This window comes from Nostoc sp. C052 (genome assembly GCF_013393905.1).
Classification (GTDB): Bacteria; Cyanobacteriota; Cyanobacteriia; order Cyanobacteriales; family Nostocaceae; genus Nostoc.
The window spans coordinates 125080-151024 of record NZ_CP040277.1; the positions used below are offsets into that span (position 1 = coordinate 125080).

Consider the following 25945-nt stretch of genomic DNA (forward strand, 5'->3'; position numbering starts at 1 on the left):
TCACAAAGTATCCTCTCTTGGCAGTGTCAGCACTCAAATATAATTCGGCTCACTGCTTTGTCGCAGTATAGAAATCTCATATGCTGAAACCGTTCGGCTGATAATTCTGGTTTGACTCTGCGGGATTCAGGCGAAAGCCATTTGGGTAGTTTAGATAGGCACTTATAGATTACATGGACATCTCCGATTCAGTGAACTAAGTCGGACGAGATAGTATTAGTCCAACTTTTTCCGAATCTCTTTTGCCTTAGCTTCTAATACAGCCAATAAATCTCTCAGTTGCTCTTGCTGGATATCTTCGACCTTAGTTGCTGAGACATCTCGAATTAGAGAACTGATTTGGTGACTTGGTTTAGGTTTTGTTTCAGGAGCATGTTCAGCAATAGTTTGGGCAACTAGAAAACGAGTTTGAGCGACTGTTAGCCTTTCTTGCAAAACTTGTGATGTAGCATCTTGTCGGATTTTAAGAGCTTTAGTTTCTTCAACTTTTAAATTTTTAGAATTTAATTTTTGGAGTGACCGGGCATGGTTTGCACCAAGTCCTGATTCTCTAATCGCAATTTTTAAGTCTTCTGAAAGCCGTAAGCAAGGAAAGACATTTGCATCTACTGATGCTGGATTTTGTTGAAAACGTAGTAACAACAGAAGAATACTTTGTTCTATTTCGTCTAAATTAAATTCTTTAATGCCTTCTGACTGCTCTTTTCTAGTTAAAATAACCAATTCAGTTAATTGGGGCAAAAGTTTTTTTGCGTTTAATCTAGCTATTGCTCTCCTAAGTGCTTTAACTACTTCTTCCTGTTCAAATTCCAAAACTAACTTAGCCTGTTGAATCAAACCTTCAGCTAAATCTAGCTCATTCAAGCCTTCTCGGTGAAGACTAGTTAATAAAGTGCGTGCATGTAATTCCTCTTCAGAAATTTCTTTGAGAAGCATCACTGCATCCAGTGTTTCAATTTCTGGCTGTAACTCTTCTGCAACGGATCTCCATCTCCGTTCTCCATCAAAAATGAGATTTCCCGGTAGTAAAATAATCGGCTGTTGTTGCCCTTCTTCTCTAATCGAAACAGCCATACTCCGAATACTATCCGAAGTAAATGTTTGCCTTGCTTGTTTGGGATTGGGTCTTACTTCACTATAGTGAATTTTAAAAATTCCAGATGCTTTCAAATGTTCTCGTAGGTCTTCAATAGTTTGATTGAGGAGTGTACGTTCTTCTTCAGCAAGCTTTCCCTGTGCTTGTTCATCTTTTAATCTTGTAATCTCTGCCTGTAAATCTTCTACTCGTTCTTCAAGCCCAAATATCTGTTGTGAATCAGCAGCAGAAGCAAACATTCCAAGTACACTCGGTTTGTTTAATTTTGTCATCGATTAACCTCTTATTAGCTTAAGTTCTTGAACTAGTGCATCAACAATTGGCATAAAATCTCCTCTTGCCTCTTTACCCGGTCTGTAAATTCCCAGAGGTAGCCCTCTACCAGAAGCATTAAGAATATCAGCTGATTCTCGAATTGGGCTAAAATACTGAATTCCCAAATTCTTACAGACTAGGGGAAGTTCCTCAACAATACTTCTATGCGCTCCCCAATCACTTTTCCAACGAGTAGGAACTATACCTAATATTTTCGGAGTCGGTTTCAATCTCAGCCGCTTGCAGTTGAAATAGTACCACTCAATCATCGCCGCAGCACTTTGAGAAGCCTTGTATTCAGGTTGAATGGGAATTAACACGTGGCTAGAAGCTGCAAGAGCAGTCAGTGGTAAAGGCTCCAATGTTGCAGGACAATCGATAATTACAAAATCGTGAGATAAAGGATAATCACTCAACCGATCTGCAAGAGTATAAGCTCCACGCAGATCCTTTGAAACTTCCCGAATTGTTTCGTGTAATTCTTTTCCGCCTTTACAAACTTGAATTTTATCAATCTTACCTTGCCAAGCTGTAATTAAAGGCCAGTTCCCATTAAAGTCTGGATGGTAAACATTAGCCATTGTTCCCTGTGTTTTAAATTCTCCTAATCCGCAAAATAATGTCAATGATTCGTTAGGATCGATGTCTAATAGTGCCACTGAATAGCCACGAACACCCAATTCATACGCAAGATTGTATGAAATAGTACTTTTCGCCACTCCTCCAGCGTTTGTCTCAATCGAAAGGGTCAAATTGGCAGGCATAATTTTTTCTCTTTCTTGATTACTATATTTCCGACTCCCAGTCATGAGATAACGTTATATCAGTTTGTGCGAAGAATTTTGAGATAATGTTATATCATTTTTGTGATTTCTCTAACAAGGATTGCTATCAACACAGAGGTTGACTGCAAGTAATGATCGATCTAGCTACACAGATTGCCTATTGTGGAATTGTACACAAAAAGAAATATACCCCGTCCAAGAGATATTCACTCAGCACTTGCTCAATCAAACAGTTCCATAGGAAAGCATTATTGCCTTTGTGCAAGCTGGTTATTGAGTATAAAAACCAACGGCATAATTCTAATGTGATTTCAACCTTTAAAGCTGTGTCAATCAGCAGCTATTAATGCGACTTTTTTGAGCTTATTGAGAAGAAAAATCTTCTATTGACATAATATAACCACCCTGCCATGAAGATTCTACGCTGAACAACAGTCTTTGTTCAAAGTGTACTCGATTGAAGCGGGATAACAATATTCTCTATCTACCTGATGTCATTATAGAAAGGGGCGCTGCCAACAAGGAAGTATTTTCAATCCCCCTAAAACTAGCTATTCTCACCTAACCACGAGTAATCGGCTCATTCTTGCAGTGGTTATTGAAAAGTTACGTAAAAAGCATCCCAGAAGTGTAGTTGCAGTCCTTGTAACTACACTACTTTTTCTAAGCTAATCAAACATTCTCGTTCACACCAATAAAGGTACTAGGTCGCTCACAAGGCGTAAAATTATACTTACGTTTAACTTCTTCATCTTGATTATCTGTACTACCTTCAGCGGATTTAGTTAGCAGTACAACCTCAGAGCGGGTATAACCAGTCAACTCATCAAACTGAATAATCATATACTGGTAGAGCGCCCAGACATCCGCCATCCGATTGCCAATACCGGAAGATATCTCATCAGGTATAAAAATATTACCGTGCCAAGATACCTTAATCCCTTCTTTCTGGAAGTAAGTGTCTATTTCAGGACGAATGTAATCCGCAGTCCCTCCGCAAAACACCAGTTCTTCAATATCCTCATCCATTTTCGAGCGCAACCATCTGACGAGCGCACGCCAATATTCATCTCTAGCAAGCAATAAAGCCTTGGACATCGACTCGCCATCAAGTTGAATTTCATCACCTTTGCGCTTGCGTGAGAGTTTCTGCATCACCTGGGAGTCACAACTAACTCCAGCTTCTACCAACACCTCAATAATATTGGGATTATCAGGGCTTAGTCCCGATGTCTTGGAAGTAAAATTATTCACCAGCCAAGACATACCAAAATTGCTGGTTATTCCCGCACCAATTGAACCACTGCGAAAGGTGAAAATACTTGCGTTGCGATAACCAAGCATTACATACATAGAAGCAGGCATATTATTGCCAAGCGATCGCCTACGGTGAAAAAATATCCCACTACCCTCAGAAGCTGCATCATAACGAAGCATTTTTACCCGCATCTTACCTGCTGGTGTATCAAATCCTCGAAACGCATCCTTCAACCGAACTTGTAACTGTTCTTTGTCTTGCACTTCACCGGGCGGTAGCAGAATGCTCAAGTAAGCTGCAACATCATTACCCAAATTCAGCTTTTCCTTAGCCAGCCAAAATGCACCACAAATTTTAGGGACTGCTAGTTCGTACTTTAGCTCCTTCAGCTGCGATATACCCCCAAACCGACGACGAGCAAGCTCTCCCAAAGCGCAATACTCATCGCCTATTCCTACCCAAGTACGAGATTCAGGACTACCTTCTTGTTGAACGCTCTCAATCGAAGCTTTAGCAACATCTGCTACTTCTGAGTCGAAAAGTAAAACAACAGGCTTTCCCTCTGGATACTCTTGAGCGATCGCCTTGGTTTTACTTGCACCCATGTCAATCGTAATTACTACCTTTTTTACGTCTGTTTTCTCCTTAGTTTTGGGCATATTTTTATCTTTTATTACTTTTACTATCGTTCCCAATTTAACCGAAATGGGAAAAATACTGTGGTGTAAAACACTTTCTTTACAGGGTTTAACAGCTTTTTTACATACAAAGTGCGTAGAGAAAAAACTATTACGGCGATGTTCTTCAATGGCGCTACAGCATTCATACTCAACTCCATTGAGTAGAGAGTCCACTGCAAACTGCCAGCAACCAAGTTCAAATTGCCACGGGGCTAACTGAAGTACCTCCATAGCACTAATACCAAATCAAAACCGTAGATTATAAGTACATTAAAGTATTAAAAATTGCTTTAATACACGTTGATCAAAACACCTCCTAAATCATGACTCAATTACCCCAATCACACCCAAATTCTGTATCAACTAAAAGTTGAATTATTAAACAAAATTAGCTTTTTGCCTATAATTCAAACAATGCGATTGTCATCATCACACCCCGTATTACCTCAACCATCCCCGCAATTACCCCAGTAAAAAGTATCGTAATTGTGCAGTCTTGTACGATAACAAGGTATGTCAAATGGGGTTAATTACACATTTGCTTTGCTGTCAAATTTTTGATCGCAGCTTTTACAGATGAGATATATGAAGTGATTATTCTAGGCGATCGCATTCTAATTTTAGAGGTGCGATCGCCTTTCCAGTTCGGTCAAATACTGTTGATGCCCTCGACCAAAGGTTTTGACCAAATGTATGGCTGAAATGGTTTCATAGAACCTTTGAGCAATGCAGGTGCTTGAGCGAAAACTCCTTCTAAATGCGCCCAGTGAAGAGGTGCAAAGCACTTCCTGGCAACAGCGCCGCGATAGCGAAGCGCCGACCTGTCGGTTCGCACTCCAGGAGATATTGCCCACAACGACAAACAGAACAAGGACTGGACTTACGCAAGTATCACAAGCAAAGGCAGAGAGTATGCTTTTCTCCAACACCTAACCACCCATATCCTCATAATCCCCTCACTCCAGACGAAATCCTGCATCAACTTCTATTTCTGCCTTAGCAATTGGGTCATCCTCATCATCATTAAAGAACCCATCATCTTCGGAATCTTCTCCCACAACATTTGATCCGACTGGTTCTGTCGCAACAGATAACGACACAGGACTTGGCCCAGTGGAATCAAAAAAAGAAACCGAAGGGGGAACCAAATTAGGTGAAACAGGAGTTATTCCTACTCCGTTAGTTCCAATTGTTGGTTGTAAGCCACTTGCACCTTGCGAGAAAACTCCACTATGAGGATTAACAAGAACTACTTGGGGCAACCCCTCCATCCCAAACGTCCGTTTCATCTTAATGATCTGAACTTCAAGTTGCGCGATCGCATCATGGAGGGCTGACTGCAATTCAACACCAGATACCCCAGCAGCAGATAGCGCAAATGGTAGGTAATACGCCCGCAGCGCCTCACATACTAACTCAGTTTGCCCTCGCTTCTTCGACTGGAGATAGCTAATTACTATACCGTCCTCCATATCTTTATTCCGCATGATACGCGCCAACTCAACCGAATCAGCTGGCTTACTCGCTCTTGCCATAACTTCTCTTCTATATAACGTGCAAATCAAGCTTCTCAGTAAGCTATTTGTCAATACTCATACTTTAACCATACGATGGGAGAACTCACCCCCGTATTTACTCCGAACTACCCCAATTAAGACACTAATTACCCCAATCAAGTGAAATTGGGTTTGATTTTTGTTAATCAAAATAAATAATTAACTGAAAAATAAACTCTAACAATCCCCATAATTGAGGTATTCTGAGGGCAAATTAACCCAATTATTTCAGCATTACGTCAAAGGTTAATCGGCTTGACACAGAACCCCATAACCCTCTCTGTATATGATTTACTACAGTTGCACTCCACAACAGACTATTGCTGTCACCGTACAGTCCTGTAACTAAGACAAGGTATGTTTAGTAGGGTTATTTTATTACTAAGGCTATTATCAATAAACTAGATTAATTGACAGTGCCTTTAATACCAATCGTCTTATCTTGTATCACAAAATGCTACCTCTGTAGTATATTTACTGTTTGATAAATAAACAGATTTAAAAATAATACCTATAAATAATTGTAATTACGTATAATTTAATTCACGATAATGGATAGCACCCACTACGCGATCGCACGCTGGCGACATAACCATACAATCTCTACAACCCAACAATTGCATCATTAAAAACAAGGTTTACGGCTTCAGTGTCAAGTTACAAGACGAACCATAAGATATTACCTTGTATTATCACAAGTTACAGTACTCTCACTGGCGGCATCTAAATCAAGTATAGTTTATACCAAAAGTAGCAGCGATATTGTCCGCAATTGAGACCATACACTGTTGTCAGATTTCCGGTTATCCCCAACTCCCTCAGTGCAGTCTCTAACTATGCCACTCAGTCCCGCAGTGAAACAAGGTATGGTAAGTAACTCCATAAAGCGAACCAAATCCATCAAGGTATACCTCTTTGAGCAAGAGAAAACTACCATTGAGGAAAAAGCGATCGCCACAGGGGTAACTGCATCTGAGTATTTACGTTCCTGTGGGTTAAGGCGGGTACTAACGGCAAAACCATCTGCCGACTTGATAACTATCCGCGCGACTGCTGGAAACCTCAAAAGCGAACTGATGATGTTATCTCACTTAGCAAAGGAAACAAACAACCAGCAAATTTTGGATACTGTCAATAATGCGATCGCACTCGTAGATAAGACCATCGCAGCTGCATTTAACCTAGACGTTCCAGACAAATCACCCTCAAGCCAAGATAAATAAGGCATTACAGGTTCTATATCCCCCTACTTTCAACTCCCTCAATTTGATTCCCGTCATCTATAAAAAACCCAATTTTCTCGACACGCTCAAGTATGTCTTGGGGAAAGATGATGCTGCGATTGTCGATACTAATATGATGGGAACAAAGCCAGATGAATTTAACCAGCAGTTTCTCAACATCAAGTACACAAACAAAGCAGTTAAACGGCAGTGCGCCCACCTCATTATCTCAATCGCACACCGCCACAACTACCACGAGCATTTATCGGACAGTCAGTACAGTTATGTAGCACAAGAATATCTCAAAGATATGGGATACTTACCCAAGGAAGAATCATCTGTAGCAGCTACCAGTCAGTTCGTTGCAGTACGCCACCACGATCGCGACCACGAACACCTGCACATAATTGCTTCCCGAATTCGGTTAGATGGCAGTTTAGTTAATGATTCCTATGATTATTTCAACTCCCAAGTCTCAACTAGACGCATCGCGGCGGAATTAGGATTAGAGGTGACACCGACAACGAATGAAGCCGTTGCCTCTAAGTTACAGCAAGAGTATGGCATAACTGCACTCACCAGTCCCAACCGCTCGAAAAGTATTAGAGCAGTCAATAGTAAGCACAAAACCCCAACAAGTAAGGAAATTATTCGCCAAGCAATAGGGGAAGCCATCAAGGATAGTCCCACTGTTTCCACGTTCATCCAACGCTTGGAGGAAAACAACATTGGGGTATTGCCTAAAATACGGGGGGAGGAACTACTAGGTTTTACCTACATCCATAATGATGTTAAAATCGCTGGTTATCAAGTATACAAACCCTATAGTTGGAACAAACTGCTGTCTGAATACGGAATAACATACGACCAAGAGAAAGATAAGGAAGTAATTCAACAAGCTAAAGCCAGAGCAATTAACCGCATAAATACTAATGTCATAAGCAATAATGAGTACTTTTATACTGATAAACCTACTAGCAGCAGTACAAGTGATGGTAATGGCGATACCGATAGTAACTCCAAAATATTTGAGAGTACAAAAGTACTAAATAGTAATTATCCAGATCAAATTTCGACAATACAACCAAAATTAGAAGATAAACCCACGTCGGAAGCAAATAAGGTTAAGAAAAAAGTACAGCCGTATCTGAAGGAACAGCACCCACAACAGGATATTTCAGAAGAAAACCGTCTATCCACTGCTCAACAAATCCTGCAAGAGCAATCTTCCCCTACTCCCCCTTTTCCTAACCTTCTCCCTTCTAACCTCAAACATCTGCCTTCTACAATCACTGACTATATGCTTGTTACCAATAATTTCCGTATCAAGGGACGGGAATTGAGTGCCAGTTTAAATGGCAATATTCTGACTGTTTACCGTCATGGGGATAATACTCCTGTGATGCAAACCTGCTATAGTCAGGGAAACTGGTACGAAGAGATACCAACTCGAATAACAACAAACGAAATCGAGCAGATTGAAAGCTTGCGTGTCTTTACCCAACAAGCGTTAATAAATAAATCGCGATCTGCGCTTCGCAGCAGCGCTTCGCTATCGCAAAGAGGTATTGAGCAATAGTAAATCTGTTGGTAGAGAAAACTTAATCCACAGTGCCTCTCTGAGTGTGGGTAAAAAGCCGTTGGGAATTACTATCGTTTCTACGAAGTGTTCAAATTTGAATACTTCGTAAAAACGATATCCTGCTCAGGTGCAAAAATCCTAATATCGTTTATCTCGCCCATAACCCCATAGGAAATAACTCTACCTCGTTCTAGCTATATTAAATTATAAAAGTAACTAGAACAAAAGGATGTAACCTATGCCCAAGAAAAAATGCGGACTTGGCTTTGACTGTGCCAGCATGATGCAATACCCAGGCATAGACCCTGCCGACTGTTTGAATTACAAAACTTGTGGAAGTGCCGTTCAACTAAGCCCCGATGAAGAACTCGAACTTGTTCGTATTCGGGAAGAACAAATGCGCCAGTATCAAGAACAAATTCGCCTGACCCGTCGTTCTGCCGCTATCATGATGCTGATGAGGCGCGGTTGCCCACAATCACCAGAATCGTTAGGTGTTATCCCGGCCATTGAGGCGATCGCCACCACATTAGATAATATTCGTACTGGACTTACCAACTTCGACGGACAGTACATCGCGCCACCTGGTTGCGAACTCCACATCTACAATGTCAAACGGCCGAGTGGTACGTACTCGTACTATAAATTAACCGCCGAAAACGCAATGTTCGCACCTTCAGAGAAAGAACAAGAAGTACGGGTAATTCACCTCAGCCATCAGCATGATGCGCGGTATATAGAAGCACAACTTGGTATCGAACGGCGGAACAAGTTAACCCAAGTGCGAACACTGCTTCACAACGCAAGCACATTGCTTGAGGAAGCAACACGCCTACTCGAACAAACCACAGATATGAACAGTCCAAACGCTACGGTTGAAGTTTTCAACACCGATGAAATTATATCCATCGACTAATAAAACCAGCAAAATGGGAAAATTTACTTCATTACTGCCACAAAATATAGATACTGAAATACAGGATTATCTGTAAAGCTGCTTTACCTACCAGTAGGTTGTGACGGTTACGATAAAATCGCTCTGATAGGTATGCCAACAGGCTAAAAACCGACTAGGAGAAATTAAAAATGACCATAAGTTTTAGAGAATGGCTCAAACAATTTAAAAATCAAGATGCACCCTTTGATGATTTATGGAGTGATGCCACATCGACTAAAAGAGGAAGATTTCAAGATAAGATTTTAGACTCTTGGCAGGGTGAAACTATAGAAAGCTTGATAGAGTTTATGGTTAAAAACGAAGCATCATATCAATCTTATGGTGTTCTTAATGAAGCTAATGAGGCGTATCATAATTATTTAGGTTTAGAACCTATAAAATCATCTAAATTGGAAGAGTTAGAGAACCAATTTAAAGCTAAATATTACGCAGAATGTCTACAGCACTATACAAGATTATCTATTTTATATAGGAATTCTACTTGAATCTTGCTCAGTATACTGAGAAGTCAAGCTTTGTATGTCAAGCCACTTTGTTCTAGTTACTTTAAATAAAAATAATAGCTAGAACAAAGGACAACTCCAAATTGAAAAACTACAGAAGGGTAAAAAATTTGGCAGACATAAAATTATCAAGCTGCTGCCACACTAATTTAGCTTTCTCTCTCAAACTACAAACATCAGCACAATGGTAAACATTAAGAATGTTACTACTGATTTAGCATTAAGCAAGAAGTAATTGAGAAGTTTGTATATTTTTTTCATACTTAAATTTTGGGATCACGCCGAATATGTCTTCAGGAGCCATAATCTAAGTAATAGCTACATTAATATGTATTAACAACTACATTTATTTTGTAGATAGAAATTAGAAAATTGTTTAATAAATTACCGATATAGAGAAAGTAAAATCAAGCTCTAAGGGTATTTTAGTGCCAAAAAGTAAAAATTTATATTTAAATTTATAAGTTTAATTGTTTATATATGACAATTCAAGCTAAACATTTTGACACTAGGTTAAATCAGTGGATTCATACAGATGGTAATACGGATAATCCAGATTCACTGTTAAAAGAAGAACTTAATAATACCCTAATAGAACATTTCTTTCCTGGGGTTAACTTTTCGTTCGGGCATATGGACGAAAAGTCTACTGTGGAACAATTAATTAATCATCCTGAAGGTCACAAATTATTATTATCATCAAAAACACGGTTGTTATATGGGCCGGAAGAATGTCTAGATAGAATTAAACAATTATGCCCTGATAACAAAGATAGAGGTGCTTACGGATCTATTTTTCTCGGTTCGTGTAAAAATAGCGTCAATAAAGAGTTAAATATTCTAATTGTTGATGACAGTAATGGTGAAAATGGTGGCGTTATTAGTAACGACCAGGCGTATCGGCTAACAGGAGACTGTTACGGGCAAATATCCACAGACTTATATCACGAATTAACCAAGCATCAAAAAGGTGATAAATATCGAGTAATTCAGCACCGCTTCGGCTGGACTGACCAAGACGGAGACGATAACAAATACCGCTTTGGCAAAGGTACTTTACGACCTGCAAACCTTGACCAAATCCTCAATTATTCAGATCCCAACAACTCAACTAAAATTGACTTAATTCTTCCCTTATCTGCATTCAAGGGAACTGATAAAGACAACCCTAATAGCCCGACTAAGCCTCAAATTCAACCTGGATTGTACCGACCAAACATCTGGCTAGGTGAAAAATCACAATCTGAACTCGGTAAAACAGCTATCTCCCAGTTACTCGCTTCATTCCCTAACGGACTGAAAGACTTTACCGAACAGCTAGAACTTGAAGCCAAAAAGCTGAATGTTGCACAGGACGACCCCCGGCAACTTGCACAACTTTACTGCGAAAAGTACGAGAAACGGAAAGCCTTTTTAGAAGAGCAAGCAAACTCACTAGAAGAAGCAGCAGAAGATCCAACAGTAGCAGAAGATTTAGAAACTTTACGCGATGGCGCGGGAGCGCCCGCCGTAGGCGATCGCATTGCTACTGACTCGTTTATTTACAAACTTATCAAAGCTGACCTGCAAGGAGAGGGTCAACTTCTTGAAACTGAGAAAGTACAGCGCGAACTAGCCCGGTTCGTCCAAAACGAGTGGAAAGAAATCGCCATCGGCAAGACGCTCACATTTGAGCGGGCAATGGTCATTCCCTCCAAAGACCTGCAAAATGGGGAAATTTCCATACCGCATTATCAAGACAGGGAAGAAGTTCTCAACTTCCGTTCCCCTTTCCTGAACTCAAATGGTCTGTGCGTCTCAACTAACAAAATTGTAGAAGATATTCTTGGGCCTGATGGTCAATCTCTGGCAGGTGCAATCGCTGTCTCGGACGAAACAAGCGATCGCATTTATAACCGCCTTAATGAGCAAATTAAATCTGTCCTACCCGAAGCCCAAAGTAAGAATATTCAGTTAGAAGGTCTTGAAAATCACTTAGATCAAAATATCGGCAAGCTCGAAACTAAAGACAAAATTGAGTTTACTAACAAATTTAATAAGTATATTTTAGAACTAAAATCAGCTGGTTACGAGCTAGAAATTCTTCCTCAAGAGTCCGAACAAGAGCGTCAGGCACGCGACTACGATGGTGATTGTATAGGCTTCGAGCGGGCAAGCAGGTATCCAAACCTCACTGCGGAGGCAAGGGAGCGCAACCTGCCTGAAAACGCTTACGATCCAACTGTTAAACTCAAAAAACAATCTTTTTACCAGGAAGATGGCAGTCAGCCGGAATTTGAAGAAATCGCCATACACATGAGCGATGGCATTAGTGTCGGTGTTATCAACAATCACCTTACCTCAATCGAAGCGTTAGAGTCAGAAATTACTATCCTGAAAAACTTTGGTAGTGAAAAAGACAAAATTGAGTACGTACAGCAGGTAGCCAAACACTACGAAGATTTATTTAAAACAGAAGCCTCGGCAAAATCCAAGGGTATTGAAGGGAAGGAAATTCCGACCAAGTATCGCGGTTACATGGAAGAGTTTATCAAAACTGTTCGGCAAGAACCCCTAAACCAGGTCAATGCACTGGTGGCAATGAATACTAACATCAAGATATACCGCGAAATGATTGCCGAGGCAGCATTTCAAAACCAAATTGCAGTTGACCTCTTCAAAAGTGCCAAAAAACCCGAAATGGAAATTATCCGCAACAACAGTCGGATTCTCCACCGGGAGGTTAACTATATTAAGGATAAGAAAAAAGACGTTTATATTGACAATACAATTCAACCCACGGGATACTCTCCTGTTGAATTACTAATTGCTCAAACCAACCAGTATTTTGAAAAAGCTCGTCTCGAATCGCGTGAAATCGCCCAATTTCAAGCTTTATTTAAAGGTGTCGAGTTTTCTAACGAACAGCGATTAAGAGCTACTCTTGTCAAAAAAGAATTCGACAAATCCTTTAACCGAGCGAGTCAGCTATCTAGACAAAAAGAAACTGAGAAAGGGCCATCTGTAAATATTACCATTGCTAATGGCAATCAAGTAAGCGTAACTAATCTACTACAGTATGATAATGAATTTATCTGGAAAACTAATAAAATTACAATCAAGCTATCAGAAATATCTGAAGACAAGCGCAACAATAACCGTCCGCATAAATATTTAGTTTATGCCCAAATTAACGATGAAACTGAGAAAAACAAACCCAAGTTTAGGGCATTAGGAACACTTGCTAAGGAGCAAGAAAACAAACTCGAAGAAATAGGAATTACACTTGGACAGGAAGTAACATCTAACAAAATAGCCTTCAAAGCTGAACTAAGCGAAGGTCAAATTAAGCTTCTTTACCAAAAAGCCTACCAGATAGCAGAAGAATTTTACAATTCAATTCCAGAAGGACAAAAGCTAGCAATGGCAGCTGCTACCTGGGCAGTATCAACTACTCGTGAGAGTAGTAATGATAAAGGTAGCGATTACCAAAAGAAAGTTTCTAATTTCGCCTTTGCTGCCTTTCCTGAAGAGATTATCAGTCAGTTAGACACACTCAGATTTAACGAGTTTAGTATCACTGGCTTCGACAGGAGTAGTGAATTATTTCATGAAAATAAACCTCAAAATATTCGATTTAATCTAGCTGAAGATGGAAAAAGTGTCATTGAACTCCAGAACCAGGAAGGTAATTACGAAACATTTGGAAATATAGAACAAAGTAACGCCCGACTACCAATTGGTAGTGTTGCTATTGCCAGCGTTGAAAAAGGTGAAGTATATACCACCTCTATTACAACCAAAGTACCCGGACTTCCAGAACTTACCTTTAAAGTAGGTGAAGTTAATAAGTTTGGAAATTCCCAAAGGTTCAATAATGAGCCTGTAATGTTAACAATCGAAAAGGTTGACCTTATTCGGGAAGACTATAGCATTTATCTTCAAAATGGTAATAAACCTGAGAAATTAGGCAACATTGATAAGGAATCAATTAAAGAGGGTATTGCTGAAGGTTGGCTAGCAGAAAAACCTGGTAATGGGCAACAGTTACAGCTTAAAATTCAAACCATCATCACCGGACAAAATGCCTATGCTATAGCAGAGACATCTAAGGGAAATTTTTTACGAATTAATATTACTAATCCGAAGTACAAAAAACAGGAAATTAGCAACCAAGTATTTAAAGAAACTTTAGTTCGGGCATTTGATAAAAAGCACGTTTATATTGCTAAAATTGGCGACCAATCACTCGGTATTATTGGTCAGCATAGTGAACGCCTTGAAACCGAGTTAAATAGAGAGAATGTACAAAGACAGTGGCAAAGGAAAGAAAGTAGCACTGTACAAAAACTAATTGATACGGGTATTATTCGCTTAAACCAACAACGAACTAGTATCCCTGTACAGATTACCAGTAATGAAAGTACCTGTAAAATAACTATTAATCCAGAAACAGTAGAGTATCCCGACAAATGGGTTAAGCGCAGTCAGCTTATTAGTAATGAGCAGCCTGTCAGAAACGAACAGCAAGAAAAACGCAACCAAATACTCGGTAAAATTAACGAACGTCCGACAATTATATTCCAAGATAAAGAACAAAAATTAGTAGGGATTTTAGGATTAGCAATTGACGAAAATATAGCCGAAAAAACTAAAAAGTATCTAGAAAAAGTAGGAGTATCATACGAACTGTTTCCCAGTTCACAAGCTCGGTTAGAAGCCAAAAAAGGTATGACTGTATTCGTACTCGATGAAAGTACTATTAGTGAGGAACTAAAACAAACCTTTATTGACCGTGCTGGTGGTAATATCAAGAGTGCAAATACATCATCACAAATCCCTCCAGTCGTTCCAGAACAAACTGTATATTTTTATAACCCAAACCAACAATATAGTTCCCCAGATGGATCGCTCTTAGAAACTAAAGAAGCTCTCGGATTAGTTGTTCCCGCACAAGACGCGATCGCTGTAGCTACTTGGCTAGAATCAAAATCTACTGAAAATCATTATTTTATTGAGAGTAACACAGCTACATTTATTTTTAATAAAAATGAGATTAGTGAAAAAATCAACGAAGAATTAAATAGTTTACTTGGAGAACCGATTAATATCGGTGAAGTTGAGGGATTTGACCGCTATGAACAGCTTAGTGCAGAGTTAAATCAAAAATTTGCGACTGAAGGTAGTCGTTTAGAATTAAACCAAATTCCAGAAAATAGTGAGTACAAAAAAGCTCTACAAGCACTACCTAACCGTCCCAGAGAGCTTAATCAAGAAGATTCTCCAGTACCAATTATTCCTGCGAAAGCTGTACCAGAAAAGAATATAACTAACATTCAATCAGGTATTAATGCCACAGTTGCAGGTATTTCACAAATTTATCAAAATTCAGTTGAAGTACAACTATCAAAAAACACGCAAATAGAAACTAAAAACCAAGCAATATTACTACCAAACTCGCATCAAGCCGATCAAACAAAAGCTATTGAAATATTGGGTAAGGTAAGCGAGGAAAAAGTAGAACAATTGCGATCGCATCTTGAAACCCACCTCAAACCTGTACTTGAAAACGATAGATCCAACTATGCACCAGGACGACAAGTCGCATGGGTCGGTGCAAAATGGGATTTAAAAGACAAAGACTTCAAGCCAGGGGTACAAGACGACAAGCTAATGGAACTTGTCAAACAAGTATATCCTGACGCTGATATTGTGCTGGTCACTTACTCCGAAAACCCAGGCGCTGGCATCAACTACCACCGCGATGACTCCTACGCCGCGACGGAAGCCCGCAGCATTAGTATCGGAAATTCTGATTGGGGGTATCGCGCTGCTAAGGAACGAATGGCATGGACTAGGGAGGAAAATCAGGACGCACAATACCAAGAGTTTAAACTTGAGTCGGGTACAGTAACCCGCTTTAACTGCAAGAACGAACACGCTGCCCTCAATACTGAGGCTGGCAGATGGTCTATCAACATCTGGTCAATTAAAAATGACCTGGGCAGACAAAACAGCGTTCGCCAAAAATTTGAAAACTTCCTCGCCTCAAACCAACCTCCTCGTGCGATAGTCCAAAGCAACAGCGACCTTACCATCAAAACTAACGAGTGGACACCTGGGGGAGAAATTAAAGTAGAACGTAGCTATACAAGCCTCAGAGAAGTCACTCAAAATACTTCCTCACACCCTTTAAACCAAGCAACTGTAGAAGAAATTATCGCCATTGGGAATTCCACTGCGGCACGCGCTGCTAACCCTCAGATTCCAAACAACCCGACTATATCTGGAAAACCAGTACCAATGGTTTATTCGCTACATCTGCACGGCGAACCTTCCAAAGTACCAGTCGATACAACCATTGATGCCATGCGCGGATACGGTAGGATACACACCACCAGAGGTGTATCCTACCAAAAAACTTATAGTGTCAAAGAGGGAGATATTGCGGTAGCCCTTGGTAAAAACGGCGAGCAAGTTGCTTTTCGGGTGGGTAAGCAGTACAAAATTACCCCCGAAATGATTCGAGATCCAAGTTACCAGCAAGCCTGGGCGAAATGGGAAAAACATTCATCTAAAGAACTTACCCAAACCCAGGCGAGTAAGAGTCAGGTATATGGCTTATTCATGGAGCCGCTAGGGGATTATGTCAATGGCAAAATTGTTCCATTCCCAGCCATCCAAAAACAACCTGCAACTCCAGTAAATATCAGTCCCGACTCCAAAGATGGTCTTGGAGTAGCACTCAGCCTTGCCACTGCACTCGCAAAAGAACAAGGCAAGCTGCAAAACGATTACCAAGTTTCAGTCAATAATAATCCAGAAGCCCCCGCCGGACGATATGGAGTAGAGAACCACAGCCAAAAACCTGAAGGAGTAGCATACGCATCCGCCGAACACGCATTTAATCACCAAAAGCAGTTGCATCCATCGGCTGATGAATACAAGTTAATGGTAGAAGTGCTTCAGGCTAAACTCGAACAACACCCCCGGCTAACAGAGGCGATCGCCAAACGCGGAGGAACTGAATGGCTGGAAAACTGTACGGCAGTCGCAACAACGGGGGAAATCCCAACGGACAGTTCGCTCAAGTCGGGAAACCCGCCCACGCGACTGTCCTCCGCAACGCACCGCCTCACCAATATAACTAACGCCCAAGATAAACAGTGGGAGGGTAAGGGTAAAGAATCCGCATTTATTCAAGCCCTCGGCGAAGCATACAGCAATATAACTGAAAAGTCACAACAAACTACAGTACAAACCCAGCAGGAAAAGTCCGAACAGACTGATCGTCCGCTAACAAATCCACTGTCCAAACTCGAACCTATAAACGCCGCCGTCGCTGAACACATGAAAAAAGATATTGCGATGGCCCAAATAGCTACCCAGTTTATCGGTAAATCAGCTGCACCCCCCGATACACCTTCAAGCACTCGGAATTACGAGCAAGCATGGGGAGAACGCGCCAACACAGGAAATTACTCGAAAGACGACATTATTATGGTATCCGGGTCTGGCCCGTGGCGCGGAGTGACAAGCGAGCTAATTGCCCAAACTTTTGAAAATCAGTATAAACCGTTACTTAATAAGGCAATAGAAGCGAAAAGCTCTTTCATAGTCGGAAATGCACAAGGGACTGACCAATTAGTTCAAAATTATCTTCAAGAAAAAGGCTATAAAGTAGAACAAACTTCCCAAGGATACGCTGTATTAAATCTTGTAGAAAATACCAAAATTATTACCAACGCTATTTCTTCTAATACACAAGTATCACATAATCCATTTCTTGCTAAAGACAAGAGCATTCTCTCTCCACAACAAAATCAACAACCAAATATTGACCAAGCACTCGCATCACATTCTCAACCCAGAATGCAGCAGGTTGGAGTGATGGATAGTATTATCGAGCGGATGAAAGCTAATACAGTGCAAAATCTTCAAGACTGGTATGTAGCAGCTGAAAAGCTCGGTAAATCAGAAACATATCTCAATAGAATTCAGGAGGTAGCTGATTTATATATCAAAGAAAACATCAGTCTTGAGAACGCTTTTAAGGCAATGGAACAAGATATTAAGGAGCTAGAAAGAATTAATGAAATGACCAGTCTTGCCCAAAATTTAGTTAAAATCATTGGACAGGAAGATATCAATGGTATTATGTCAGTACAAACAGAAAAATACCAAATTGCTACAAAAGCCCAAGACAAAATTTACTTAGTTAAAGATAAAAATGACAATATATTATTATATGTCAAAGAAGGAAAGACCCAAGTAAGTAATATTATTGATGAAACATTACAGGATTTTCAACTCATGAATTCCCGTATCAATAATGCTCTCAAAGATGTCAAAAAAGATTTAGTGGAGAGGTAATGTTAGTATGAAAGAACTAATCGAACTTCCAGTAGAAGGTTTAACTCCAGCAATGCGAGCCAGTCTCCTCAGAGAATTGATCAAACAGCTTAACATCCCTGATGATAAATTTGAAGAATCTGCAAAAAAGCCTCCAACTGCTGAGGAAACAAAAGAGGCTGTGCTAAGGTTGAATTCGGAAATTAACAGAATCAGTGAAGTAGTGCAAGATGAAGCAAAAGTAAACTCTACAGAAATTAAACCTATCACTTTTGATAATAAAGTTAATCAAGAGTCATCTTCACAAGCCGAAGCAAGCCAGTTCACAGGAACGACAATTGAACCAGAGGTTCTAGAAAACCCCACAAATAAAAATGACGACAATAATGGCAACCCAGTAGAAGAGAGTCCAGAAGATAGAGTACAATCTCTTACCGCCGATTCTCAAATTAGACAGTTTGTTATTCCTGTAATTTTAGACCGCTTAGATATATTTGGAAAATCAGATAAAGAAACACAAGGTATCATTTATAAAAGTGAAGAATATACTGCAAGTCTAAAATTAGAAGAAGATTCGCAAACTCTTAGCCTTGATAGAAATTTGCCTGATTCTGAACAAAGTCGAGAAGTACTCTTGGCATCTCATGACAATAATTCAGAAGAGTACTCTATCACCATTAATAATCTCACCAAAGAGGAATTTGAACGTTTCAAGACTCTGTTCAATGAGCAACAAGCACGCCGCGAACAGAGTCAAAAACAATTTAAAAACCAGGATTCTGCTAAAGAGCTAGATTAAATCAACCCAAACCACACGCCATACATAAAAGCTATAAATCCAAAAATCAGCTTTTTATTAAAACTCAGTGGAGTCTTGGGACAAATAACAACCGCAACAGCAAAATAGTAAAAAGACGCAGTAAAGTCAAACAAACTCGTCGGGTTAACAGGCAATCTGCCTAACCCGACCAAACATAGCATCCCCATTAAAGACCAAACAACAATCTTTTCTATCCATCCTAAAAGTTTATCGCTCTTCATAAAAAATTATCTATTCCCCTATCAATTCGCTGATAACTATTAAAACCAGTACTGATAAATAAAATTATCTAGTAAATAGATTGCTTAATGAAAACTACATAAACCACCCAATTACTTTGTAAAGTTTTTACAAAGTAATATAAATATTTTAAATAAGCTAATTATTTTATAGTAATTGTAAAGATTAAACATTCTCAAAAAGGTAAGTGTTATAAGTATTATTATCAGGGACAATACCAATACCAAACCAAAAAAGCATATAATATGAAACCTATTAATGTTGTCATCATTGAAAATGAGAACATATCTAGGATTGGCGCGGCAACAATATTATCTGAAACTGGTGCAATCCAAGTATGTGGCGTTGCCAAATACGGAAAACAAGGAATAGAAATTGTTGACAAAGAAAAGCCAGATATCGTAATTATAAATATTGATTTACCGGATATCGATGGCATTGATGTAATAAGCACAATTAAATCTAAACACGCATCAATTAGAATTGTGGTTATGACTGCAAATAGCAGCAGAGATACCATTAACGCAGCAATTAGTAATGGCGCAGACTGCTACTACGCTAAAAATAGCGTTAGAGAAGAAGTAGGAGAAAGATTCGTTGAAGCAGTCATGGCTGCGTACAATAATGAATCATGGATTGACCCAACTATTAATCGTATTTTGATTGATAGTCTCAGGTCAAATGACACACCCGATAAAAATGCACTAGATTTGTTAAGTGATTTCTCTAATAAAGAGATCACAGTTCTTCAATTAGCTGCCGGAGGCATGAAAAATAATGAAATTGCCAATGTCATGTATGTTTCAGAAGGTACAGTAAGGTCATATCTACATAATTCATTTATCAAGCTAGGAGTCAAAGATAGGTTAAACGCTATCCGCGAAGCAATCCGCCTGGGAATCCTCAGCTTTACAGACATGAAAATCGAAGAAGAAGTTACTCAAGAAACCCACGCAAGAGTCAAAACAAACCAAAAAAGTCAAAAAGATACAGCTAAAACGAGTAATAAGGGATACAAAGGCTGGGTTGCCTAAAAAATTAATCAACTGCAATTATGCAGCCACCTGAATACTTTTTCTGCTGGCGGCAAGTTTTAATGATAGCGGCGTTTTTAACATAAATACTACGCGCTACCTTACCTTCATTAGATTTAGCCCAATCTAAAAGCTTTTTATCTTCAGATTGTAAGATGGCAGATCCAGAAGCCGCCGACTGAAAAGTTATACTTCCAGCGATGGTCTTGTATGTAAAAACACCAATTGCAGTCCCTAATGCCAGTACAAAACCCAATACCCCCGCCACTTGTGCCAATCGCCAATTACTTACATCCAAGTGAGGGAAAACCCCACCAGCTTGCTTAGTCATCTTAACTAAATCCTTCGCCGCTTCTGCGATCGCACTCTTTTGTTGCTGTATAGCTACTTTAGAAGCACTATTAAGCTTATCGTCTACCATGTCAGTCCAACCCACCACAAGGGAGTCAAGCCTACCTGGTAGTTGCTGCAACGCAAACTGAGTTGTACCCAGTTCCGCGTATAGGTTAAACAAGGGGTCATCAGGTCGAACACCCAATTTAAGTATCCAATCAGTAACCTCTGCTTTTTTTTCTTCAGAATATTCTGCAACAACTTTTTCAACAACTCTTGCAATATTGGTCATAGGTTGTTTAAATAGTCAATTTGAAATATCACTGTTAATTTGGTAAAGCAAATAATTACCATTTCTCAGATTCAACATCTTCAGTTACATCAAAATTGGAAGGACTTTGTTTACTTACACCCGTAGAAACTAATTCTGCACAGTTCGTACTCAACCCTAGATAATTAGAAGCTATTCCATTAGAAACAATAGAGTTATGAAAATTCTCCATCCAGTTGAATACTATCGAACGCTGAATAGTATTAAAAGGAGAGTTAGTTTCAATCAGTTGAGTATAAGGTAAACTAGCATCCTCAAGCAACTGGTAAAAGTCATTATGCAATCCACCTAAAACTAGTTCCAAGCCGTTTAACCTTTTAATATCAGCTTGGAATTGACTTCCCTCATAGTATCGAAATCGCTTACAAAAGTAATGATTTTGGATAACAACATAATCAACCTGACTACCAAAATGCTGATATAAATCCTGAAGATAATCTTCAACACAGTCTTTACGGTGTGATATCGGGTGCAAGAAAGTAACACGATATCCTAGACAATTAAGATTTTCTATCAGTGAAACATCTCTATCAAAAAACTTGAATTCTCGGAGGTTTTGACCTGGCATATCAGTCAAAATCACTTCAATTTTCGGAAACATTTCTAAGTCGAGTAATAACCTATCAGAATCACCCCTAGAGAATCCCAAATGGTTTATCTCAAAGCGTTGTGTTTGATACATCGATAGCTTATTGCGATGCCCGTGGTAGAAAACACGCACATTGAGTTTATTTTTCAAGTACAACTCTAGCAATAGCCTAGAAGCTGTAGACTTACCTACACGAGCATCACCCGATGTAATCATAAAACGCTTTCTAAACATAATAAACTAAGCAAATTATTGAATTAACCCTGTTTTATCACTTTCGGAAAATAATAATCGAAGCGAAACTCTGAAACTTTGATTAAATCAAGCTTTGAGCCTTTATTTTCTAGCAGAAACTAAAAAGTATAGCCAAAAGCTGAAAAGTAAAGCTCCGAAAGGCTTTCAGGGATTGGTTTTTCCTAGATTGACAAAACAGGGTTAAGCAGCTATTTCTTGAGATTGTAAATTTGAATCTTGGTTTTTAGCTTTTTCTTTTTCTTCATTTTCTCTAAGCTCTTTAGACTTTTCAACAACTGCTGGATAGTAACAATCATCTGGTTGTATATCAAAGCCAAATAAATTAAATGCTGGCTTAATTTGCGCTTCAAACTCAGCAAGCCAAGATTTAATTCTCGACTTAATCACAATATTTGTTCCTTTATGAGTCTGACCTTCATTAAATGTCAGAGCATGGCGGTCAATAAAGTCGTAGGATTTGTAGAATAAATCTGGCATCACAAGTTCTACCAGACCTTCTGCAAGCATATTTTGACGCAGAAAAGCGTCATTATATCGCTCAAATTTTTCTTCTTCACCATGAAATAAGTTCTTGACAACAACATAATTTACTTGATCTTTACAAAGTTCGCGCAGTTTTTCTAGAACATTTATGGAATCAAGAACCCTACTAATCACTGAAACCATCGTAACTTGACAATTAATATCGGTCTTAAGCACTTCAAAAAATGAAAGCTCTTTGACATAACTTTCAAAGAAACCTCCAGATTGTGCTGGTAAGTCTAATAGTGTAATAGGACAATCACTCTCATCTAAATTAATTAATAAATCGTCAGCACCACCTCTATGGAAAATATCAATGTAACGGATTATCGGTCGGTAGTCTTTTTTGAAATATCTTTCTAACTGGGGATTTCTTAAGTCAGCTTCATAAGTAACACAGGGTAAATTTTTATTAATGTACAGTTGAAATAGCGCTCGTGCAAAGGTGCTTTTTCCCACACCACCTTTATCACCTGTAACAATTATTAGCCGCTTTTGAGATTTACTATTATTACTATTGGTTGTATTATCATCAGACATGACTTTTTTACCCTTACTGTTTCTATTTTGAGACATAACAATCCTCTACAAAGCAAATACACTTTGTTGATGTAAATCGAAATTTTTAAACCTTATTTTGAAGAAAAGAATTGATTTGTAATAGTTAAAAAACATTTAGTATAAGCAACCTTTAACGATAAGACTAGTTGATTATACAGGTTCTCAGCAAACCACATAAAATGGCTACATCCTTCTATGAATACTTCCAGAATAAATAATCAAAAGTATACTTATGCAAAAATGTCAATGCCTGCATCAATTCTAAAATGCTCATATCCTTGCCCTAAAAATTAGCTATATGATGGAGCCAATAAATACTCATTATTCAATGAAATCTAACTACTCTGTTTTACATAGATTGGTTTTATTATGTAACCTTTACCTCAAAAAGCCAATCAACAAAACTTAAATATTAACCAACATTTGTTGATATATAAATTAGTAATAAATTTTATTTAGTTTGCCTAAAGTATCATAAAATATAAAAATATATACAAAAACATAGAGAATTTATTCAGCTAAAATGTCCTCCAACAAACTTATAAAAATCACAAAAATTACCAGATGAAAGCGATGACTAGGGCAACCTAAGAGAAGGCTACTCAACAAAAAGATGAAGTTACAGATATGCGGGTTTAGAATCACCTTTTTGGTCTGGTGAAGACTTTGATGATGATTTCTAGTCAGTTTCAGTATCATCATCTAGCCAGTCATCATCTTCCACTAAGCCGCTATGGTCTAGCTCTGTGTGACTGACAATATTTCTAATATTTCTCATGCGTTTGGATGGATGCCCTCCTGATGCTTTATGCAACCCTCATAACTTTCTCAGAATTTATTTCTAGAGTTTGAATGATAGCGATCGCAGCACGATAACAGTGGAGGAGTAAGGGTTTGTGTCTGAGAGAAGCATCAAAATTCTAGCGTCGAATACCCCAAGCCAGCCCCCAACCTATTTCTGTACGCCGCGACTCGGTTAGGACTCGACCCTGCCCACTGTGTTGTGGTTGAAGATGCCTCCGCCGGAATTGAAGCAGCGATCGCCGCAGGTATGTGGTCGATTGGACTCGGACCTGTAGAGCGCATTGGATCTGCCAACATTGTGCTACCAAATCTGACTGGCGTTCACCTGAGCGATCTACAAACCCAATTAGGCAGATACTTGAAAACAAGTAGTTCCAACAAAGTCGGAAGATAAGTGTGATTGAGGTCTCCAGACATGACTCAATCACCTCCTATGACTAATAGACATCTCCGAAAGAGACGCGAAATTTCGCATCTCTACAAGAATTTCAGGTAACGCATAATTAATTTCTGGAGATGTCTAATGATTAAGTACATCAGAACAGGCACTTTTTATCAGCAAAAGATGAGTAAAAGATGATTAAAAGGCTATTCTTACTTCTTGTTTGCTTATTTGTGGTCATGATTGGCTTCGGAGTAAGCCTGCCTGTACTTCCTTTCTACGCCAAACATCTCCATGCAGCAGGTATTCCGCGTGAAACGATCGCCATCCACATTACCTTATTAACCAGTATTTACGCCTTAGCTCAGTTTATTACAGCACCGTTTTGGGGGCAATTGTCAGATCGAATTGGCAGACGACCCTTAATCTTGATCGGAATTGCTGGTTCCGCGATCGCTCAACTCCTATTTGGATTTGCCTCTTCAATGACAATGCTGTATGTTGTTCGGGCATTCGGTGGGGTTCTATCTTCGGCGATGCTGCCTGCGGCTACGGCTTATGTTTCTGATTTAACTTCTGAGCGCGATCGCGCCAAGGGAATGGCTTGGCTTGGTACAGCAGTGAGTCTTGGAGCAATTGCAGGTCCAGCTTTCGGTGGTTTGACAACTCGTGAAGACTTACATTTTACCTTTGGTCTTTTCGATCTCAAAATTGAAAACTATGCTCCTCCCTTTTTTCTAGCTGCGGTTTTGATGTTCTTAACGCTGATAGTCGCTTTCCGTTGGTTGCCAGAATCGTTGTCATCGAAATCAGCAACTGTACTCGCTCATCAGCCAGGACTAGATTGGAAAAAGCTTGGTAAACCACTATTACTGCTGTTGGGTTTAACCACGATCGCCCAGTTTGGACTCACGCTCTTTGAAGCCGTTTTTGCACTATATGCTCAAGAAAAATTGGGATACGGTCCCATCCAAACAGGCTTTGCATACATGATTTGTGGCTCAGTGATGGCAGTCTTTCAAATCATGGCCGTGGGCTTTTTGACTCGATATATGAGTGCGATCGCCCAAGTTGCTTTGGGATTTGCACTCATGGGAAGCGGCATCTTTCTGCTGCTAATGGCGCGCTCACTTCCCATTGTGCTGGGAGTGGTCGGTATATTGGCATTTGGTATGGCATTGATCACCCCAAACTTAATTGCTTTGATCTCAAAACGGGGCAGTCAACATACGGGAACAGTGTTAGGAATTCAAAATGCTGCCAATAGCCTCGGACAAGTTGGGGGAGCAATGTTAGGGGGAGTTCTGTTTGCATGGCAGGTAAACGTCCCTTATGGTTTTGCTGGCATTTTACTGGTTGGAACTGGCTTACTGCTGGGTTGGAGGCTCAAAACTGCTCGTAAGCTGTTGCGTCTTTAATTTGCACTAATATTTTTTCAATATCATTGGTGGGCAACATGAGCGCCCTGATAATGCAAGTTGTATACGTAACAGCTTAACGACCATATACGGTTTGTGGGTTAGCAAATGCTGATGCAGAGCAAAACTATCTGCCATCTTTGACTAAGACCTCAATGCGATCGCCTAAAGTTGACACATCAGCAATTTGCCCAGAGGGGTCAATGAGGGGCATCAGCGTTAGTTCAACATTGATCAGATCAGGGGTGCGGATCACCGTAAGCATGAATCTTTTGCAGTTCTTCTGTTGTAAGGGTTTTGGGCGCGATCGCAGTAGTAACTGTCATGTTACGTAAGAAGTAGAAGTTTACAAGTGAAATTTCAAGAGCG

General features: G+C 39.5%; 18 protein-coding genes and 1 pseudogene. 10 read left to right on the plus strand and 9 right to left on the minus strand.

All coding sequences use genetic code 11. From position 1 onward, the window contains the following. Nucleotides 1-216 precede the first annotated feature (216 nt). From FD723_RS39345 to FD723_RS39355, 3 genes are all read right to left on the minus strand, one after another. Nucleotides 217-1368, minus strand: coding sequence for a ParB N-terminal domain-containing protein (locus tag FD723_RS39345; RefSeq protein ID WP_179070560.1), 1152 nt, complete (start codon nucleotides 1366-1368; stop codon nucleotides 217-219). A gap of 3 nt (nucleotides 1369-1371) precedes the next feature. Next, complete coding sequence (locus tag FD723_RS39350; protein WP_179070561.1) at nucleotides 1372-2175, minus strand: ParA family protein; 804 nt, start codon at nucleotides 2173-2175, stop codon at nucleotides 1372-1374. Nucleotides 2176-2868: 693 nt separating this feature from the next. Continuing rightward, the gene (locus FD723_RS39355) at nucleotides 2869-4365 is read right to left on the minus strand and encodes a ParM/StbA family protein (RefSeq protein ID WP_256875418.1); all 1497 of its coding nucleotides are present in this window, start codon (nucleotides 4363-4365) and stop codon (nucleotides 2869-2871) included. A 326-nt stretch (nucleotides 4366-4691) separates the two neighbouring features. Between FD723_RS39355 and FD723_RS39360 the strand changes: the two genes are divergently transcribed. Then, nucleotides 4692-4835: a hypothetical protein gene (locus FD723_RS39360; protein ID WP_179070562.1), complete on the plus strand. Its 144-nt coding sequence runs from the start codon at nucleotides 4692-4694 to the stop codon at nucleotides 4833-4835. 255 nt (nucleotides 4836-5090) lie between these two features. Here FD723_RS39360 and FD723_RS39365 read toward each other — a convergent pair whose 3' ends face one another. Beyond that, the gene (locus tag FD723_RS39365) at nucleotides 5091-5669 is read right to left on the minus strand and encodes a hypothetical protein (RefSeq protein WP_179070563.1); all 579 of its coding nucleotides are present in this window, start codon (nucleotides 5667-5669) and stop codon (nucleotides 5091-5093) included. Between the two features lie 857 nt (nucleotides 5670-6526). On the opposite strand from FD723_RS39365, the gene FD723_RS39370 reads away from it, so the two are divergent. From FD723_RS39370 to FD723_RS39395, 6 genes are all read left to right on the plus strand, one after another. After that, nucleotides 6527-6913: a MobB protein gene (locus FD723_RS39370; protein WP_256875419.1), complete on the plus strand. Its 387-nt coding sequence runs from the start codon at nucleotides 6527-6529 to the stop codon at nucleotides 6911-6913. 43 nt (nucleotides 6914-6956) lie between these two features. Further along, nucleotides 6957-8492 (plus strand): relaxase/mobilization nuclease domain-containing protein, encoded by a 1536-nt coding sequence (locus FD723_RS39375; protein ID WP_256875420.1) that lies wholly within the window; start codon nucleotides 6957-6959, stop codon nucleotides 8490-8492. 241 nt (nucleotides 8493-8733) lie between these two features. Next, on the plus strand, nucleotides 8734-9411 hold the full coding sequence (locus FD723_RS39380) for a hypothetical protein (RefSeq protein ID WP_179070564.1): 678 nt from the start codon (nucleotides 8734-8736) through the stop codon (nucleotides 9409-9411). A 170-nt stretch (nucleotides 9412-9581) separates the two neighbouring features. Continuing rightward, complete coding sequence (locus tag FD723_RS39385) at nucleotides 9582-9938, plus strand: hypothetical protein (RefSeq protein ID WP_179070565.1); 357 nt, start codon at nucleotides 9582-9584, stop codon at nucleotides 9936-9938. Between the two features lie 498 nt (nucleotides 9939-10436). Continuing rightward, a complete protein-coding gene (locus tag FD723_RS39390) occupies nucleotides 10437-18308 on the plus strand; it encodes a hypothetical protein (protein ID WP_179070566.1) in 7872 nt (2623 codons plus the stop codon). Nucleotides 18309-18315: 7 nt separating this feature from the next. Then, the gene (locus FD723_RS39395; RefSeq protein WP_179070567.1) at nucleotides 18316-19086 is read left to right on the plus strand and encodes a hypothetical protein; all 771 of its coding nucleotides are present in this window, start codon (nucleotides 18316-18318) and stop codon (nucleotides 19084-19086) included. On the opposite strand, the gene FD723_RS39400 is transcribed toward FD723_RS39395, so the two are convergent. After that, complete coding sequence (locus tag FD723_RS39400; RefSeq protein WP_179070568.1) at nucleotides 19083-19328, minus strand: hypothetical protein; 246 nt, start codon at nucleotides 19326-19328, stop codon at nucleotides 19083-19085. The two genes, FD723_RS39395 and FD723_RS39400, sit on opposite strands and share 4 nt — an antisense overlap. A 264-nt stretch (nucleotides 19329-19592) precedes the next feature. On the opposite strand from FD723_RS39400, the gene FD723_RS39405 reads away from it, so the two are divergent. Then, nucleotides 19593-20381, plus strand: coding sequence for a response regulator transcription factor (locus FD723_RS39405; RefSeq protein ID WP_179070569.1), 789 nt, complete (start codon nucleotides 19593-19595; stop codon nucleotides 20379-20381). 4 nt (nucleotides 20382-20385) lie between these two features. On the opposite strand, the gene FD723_RS39410 is transcribed toward FD723_RS39405, so the two are convergent. The 3 genes from FD723_RS39410 to FD723_RS39420 form a co-directional block, all read right to left on the minus strand. After that, on the minus strand, nucleotides 20386-21006 hold the full coding sequence (locus FD723_RS39410) for a DUF6753 family protein (RefSeq protein WP_179070570.1): 621 nt from the start codon (nucleotides 21004-21006) through the stop codon (nucleotides 20386-20388). A gap of 55 nt (nucleotides 21007-21061) precedes the next feature. Then, nucleotides 21062-21868: a hypothetical protein gene (locus tag FD723_RS39415; RefSeq protein ID WP_179070571.1), complete on the minus strand. Its 807-nt coding sequence runs from the start codon at nucleotides 21866-21868 to the stop codon at nucleotides 21062-21064. 201 nt (nucleotides 21869-22069) lie between these two features. Then, nucleotides 22070-22951 carry a chromosome partitioning protein ParA gene (locus FD723_RS39420; protein WP_256875422.1) on the minus strand — a complete coding sequence of 294 codons (882 nt, stop codon included), beginning with the start codon at nucleotides 22949-22951 and terminating at the stop codon, nucleotides 22070-22072. A 943-nt stretch (nucleotides 22952-23894) separates the two neighbouring features. Here FD723_RS39420 and FD723_RS39425 point away from each other — a divergent pair. Together FD723_RS39425 and FD723_RS39430 are read left to right on the plus strand one after the other, a co-directional pair. Further along, nucleotides 23895-24170: pseudogene (locus FD723_RS39425) on the plus strand (HAD-IA family hydrolase); the annotation flags it as partial. 182 nt (nucleotides 24171-24352) lie between these two features. Continuing rightward, on the plus strand, nucleotides 24353-25576 hold the full coding sequence (locus FD723_RS39430) for an MFS transporter (RefSeq protein ID WP_179070573.1): 1224 nt from the start codon (nucleotides 24353-24355) through the stop codon (nucleotides 25574-25576). A 127-nt stretch (nucleotides 25577-25703) separates the two neighbouring features. Here FD723_RS39430 and FD723_RS39435 read toward each other — a convergent pair whose 3' ends face one another. Continuing rightward, complete coding sequence (locus FD723_RS39435; protein WP_179070574.1) at nucleotides 25704-25841, minus strand: hypothetical protein; 138 nt, start codon at nucleotides 25839-25841, stop codon at nucleotides 25704-25706. Nucleotides 25842-25945: the final 104 nt, after the last annotated feature.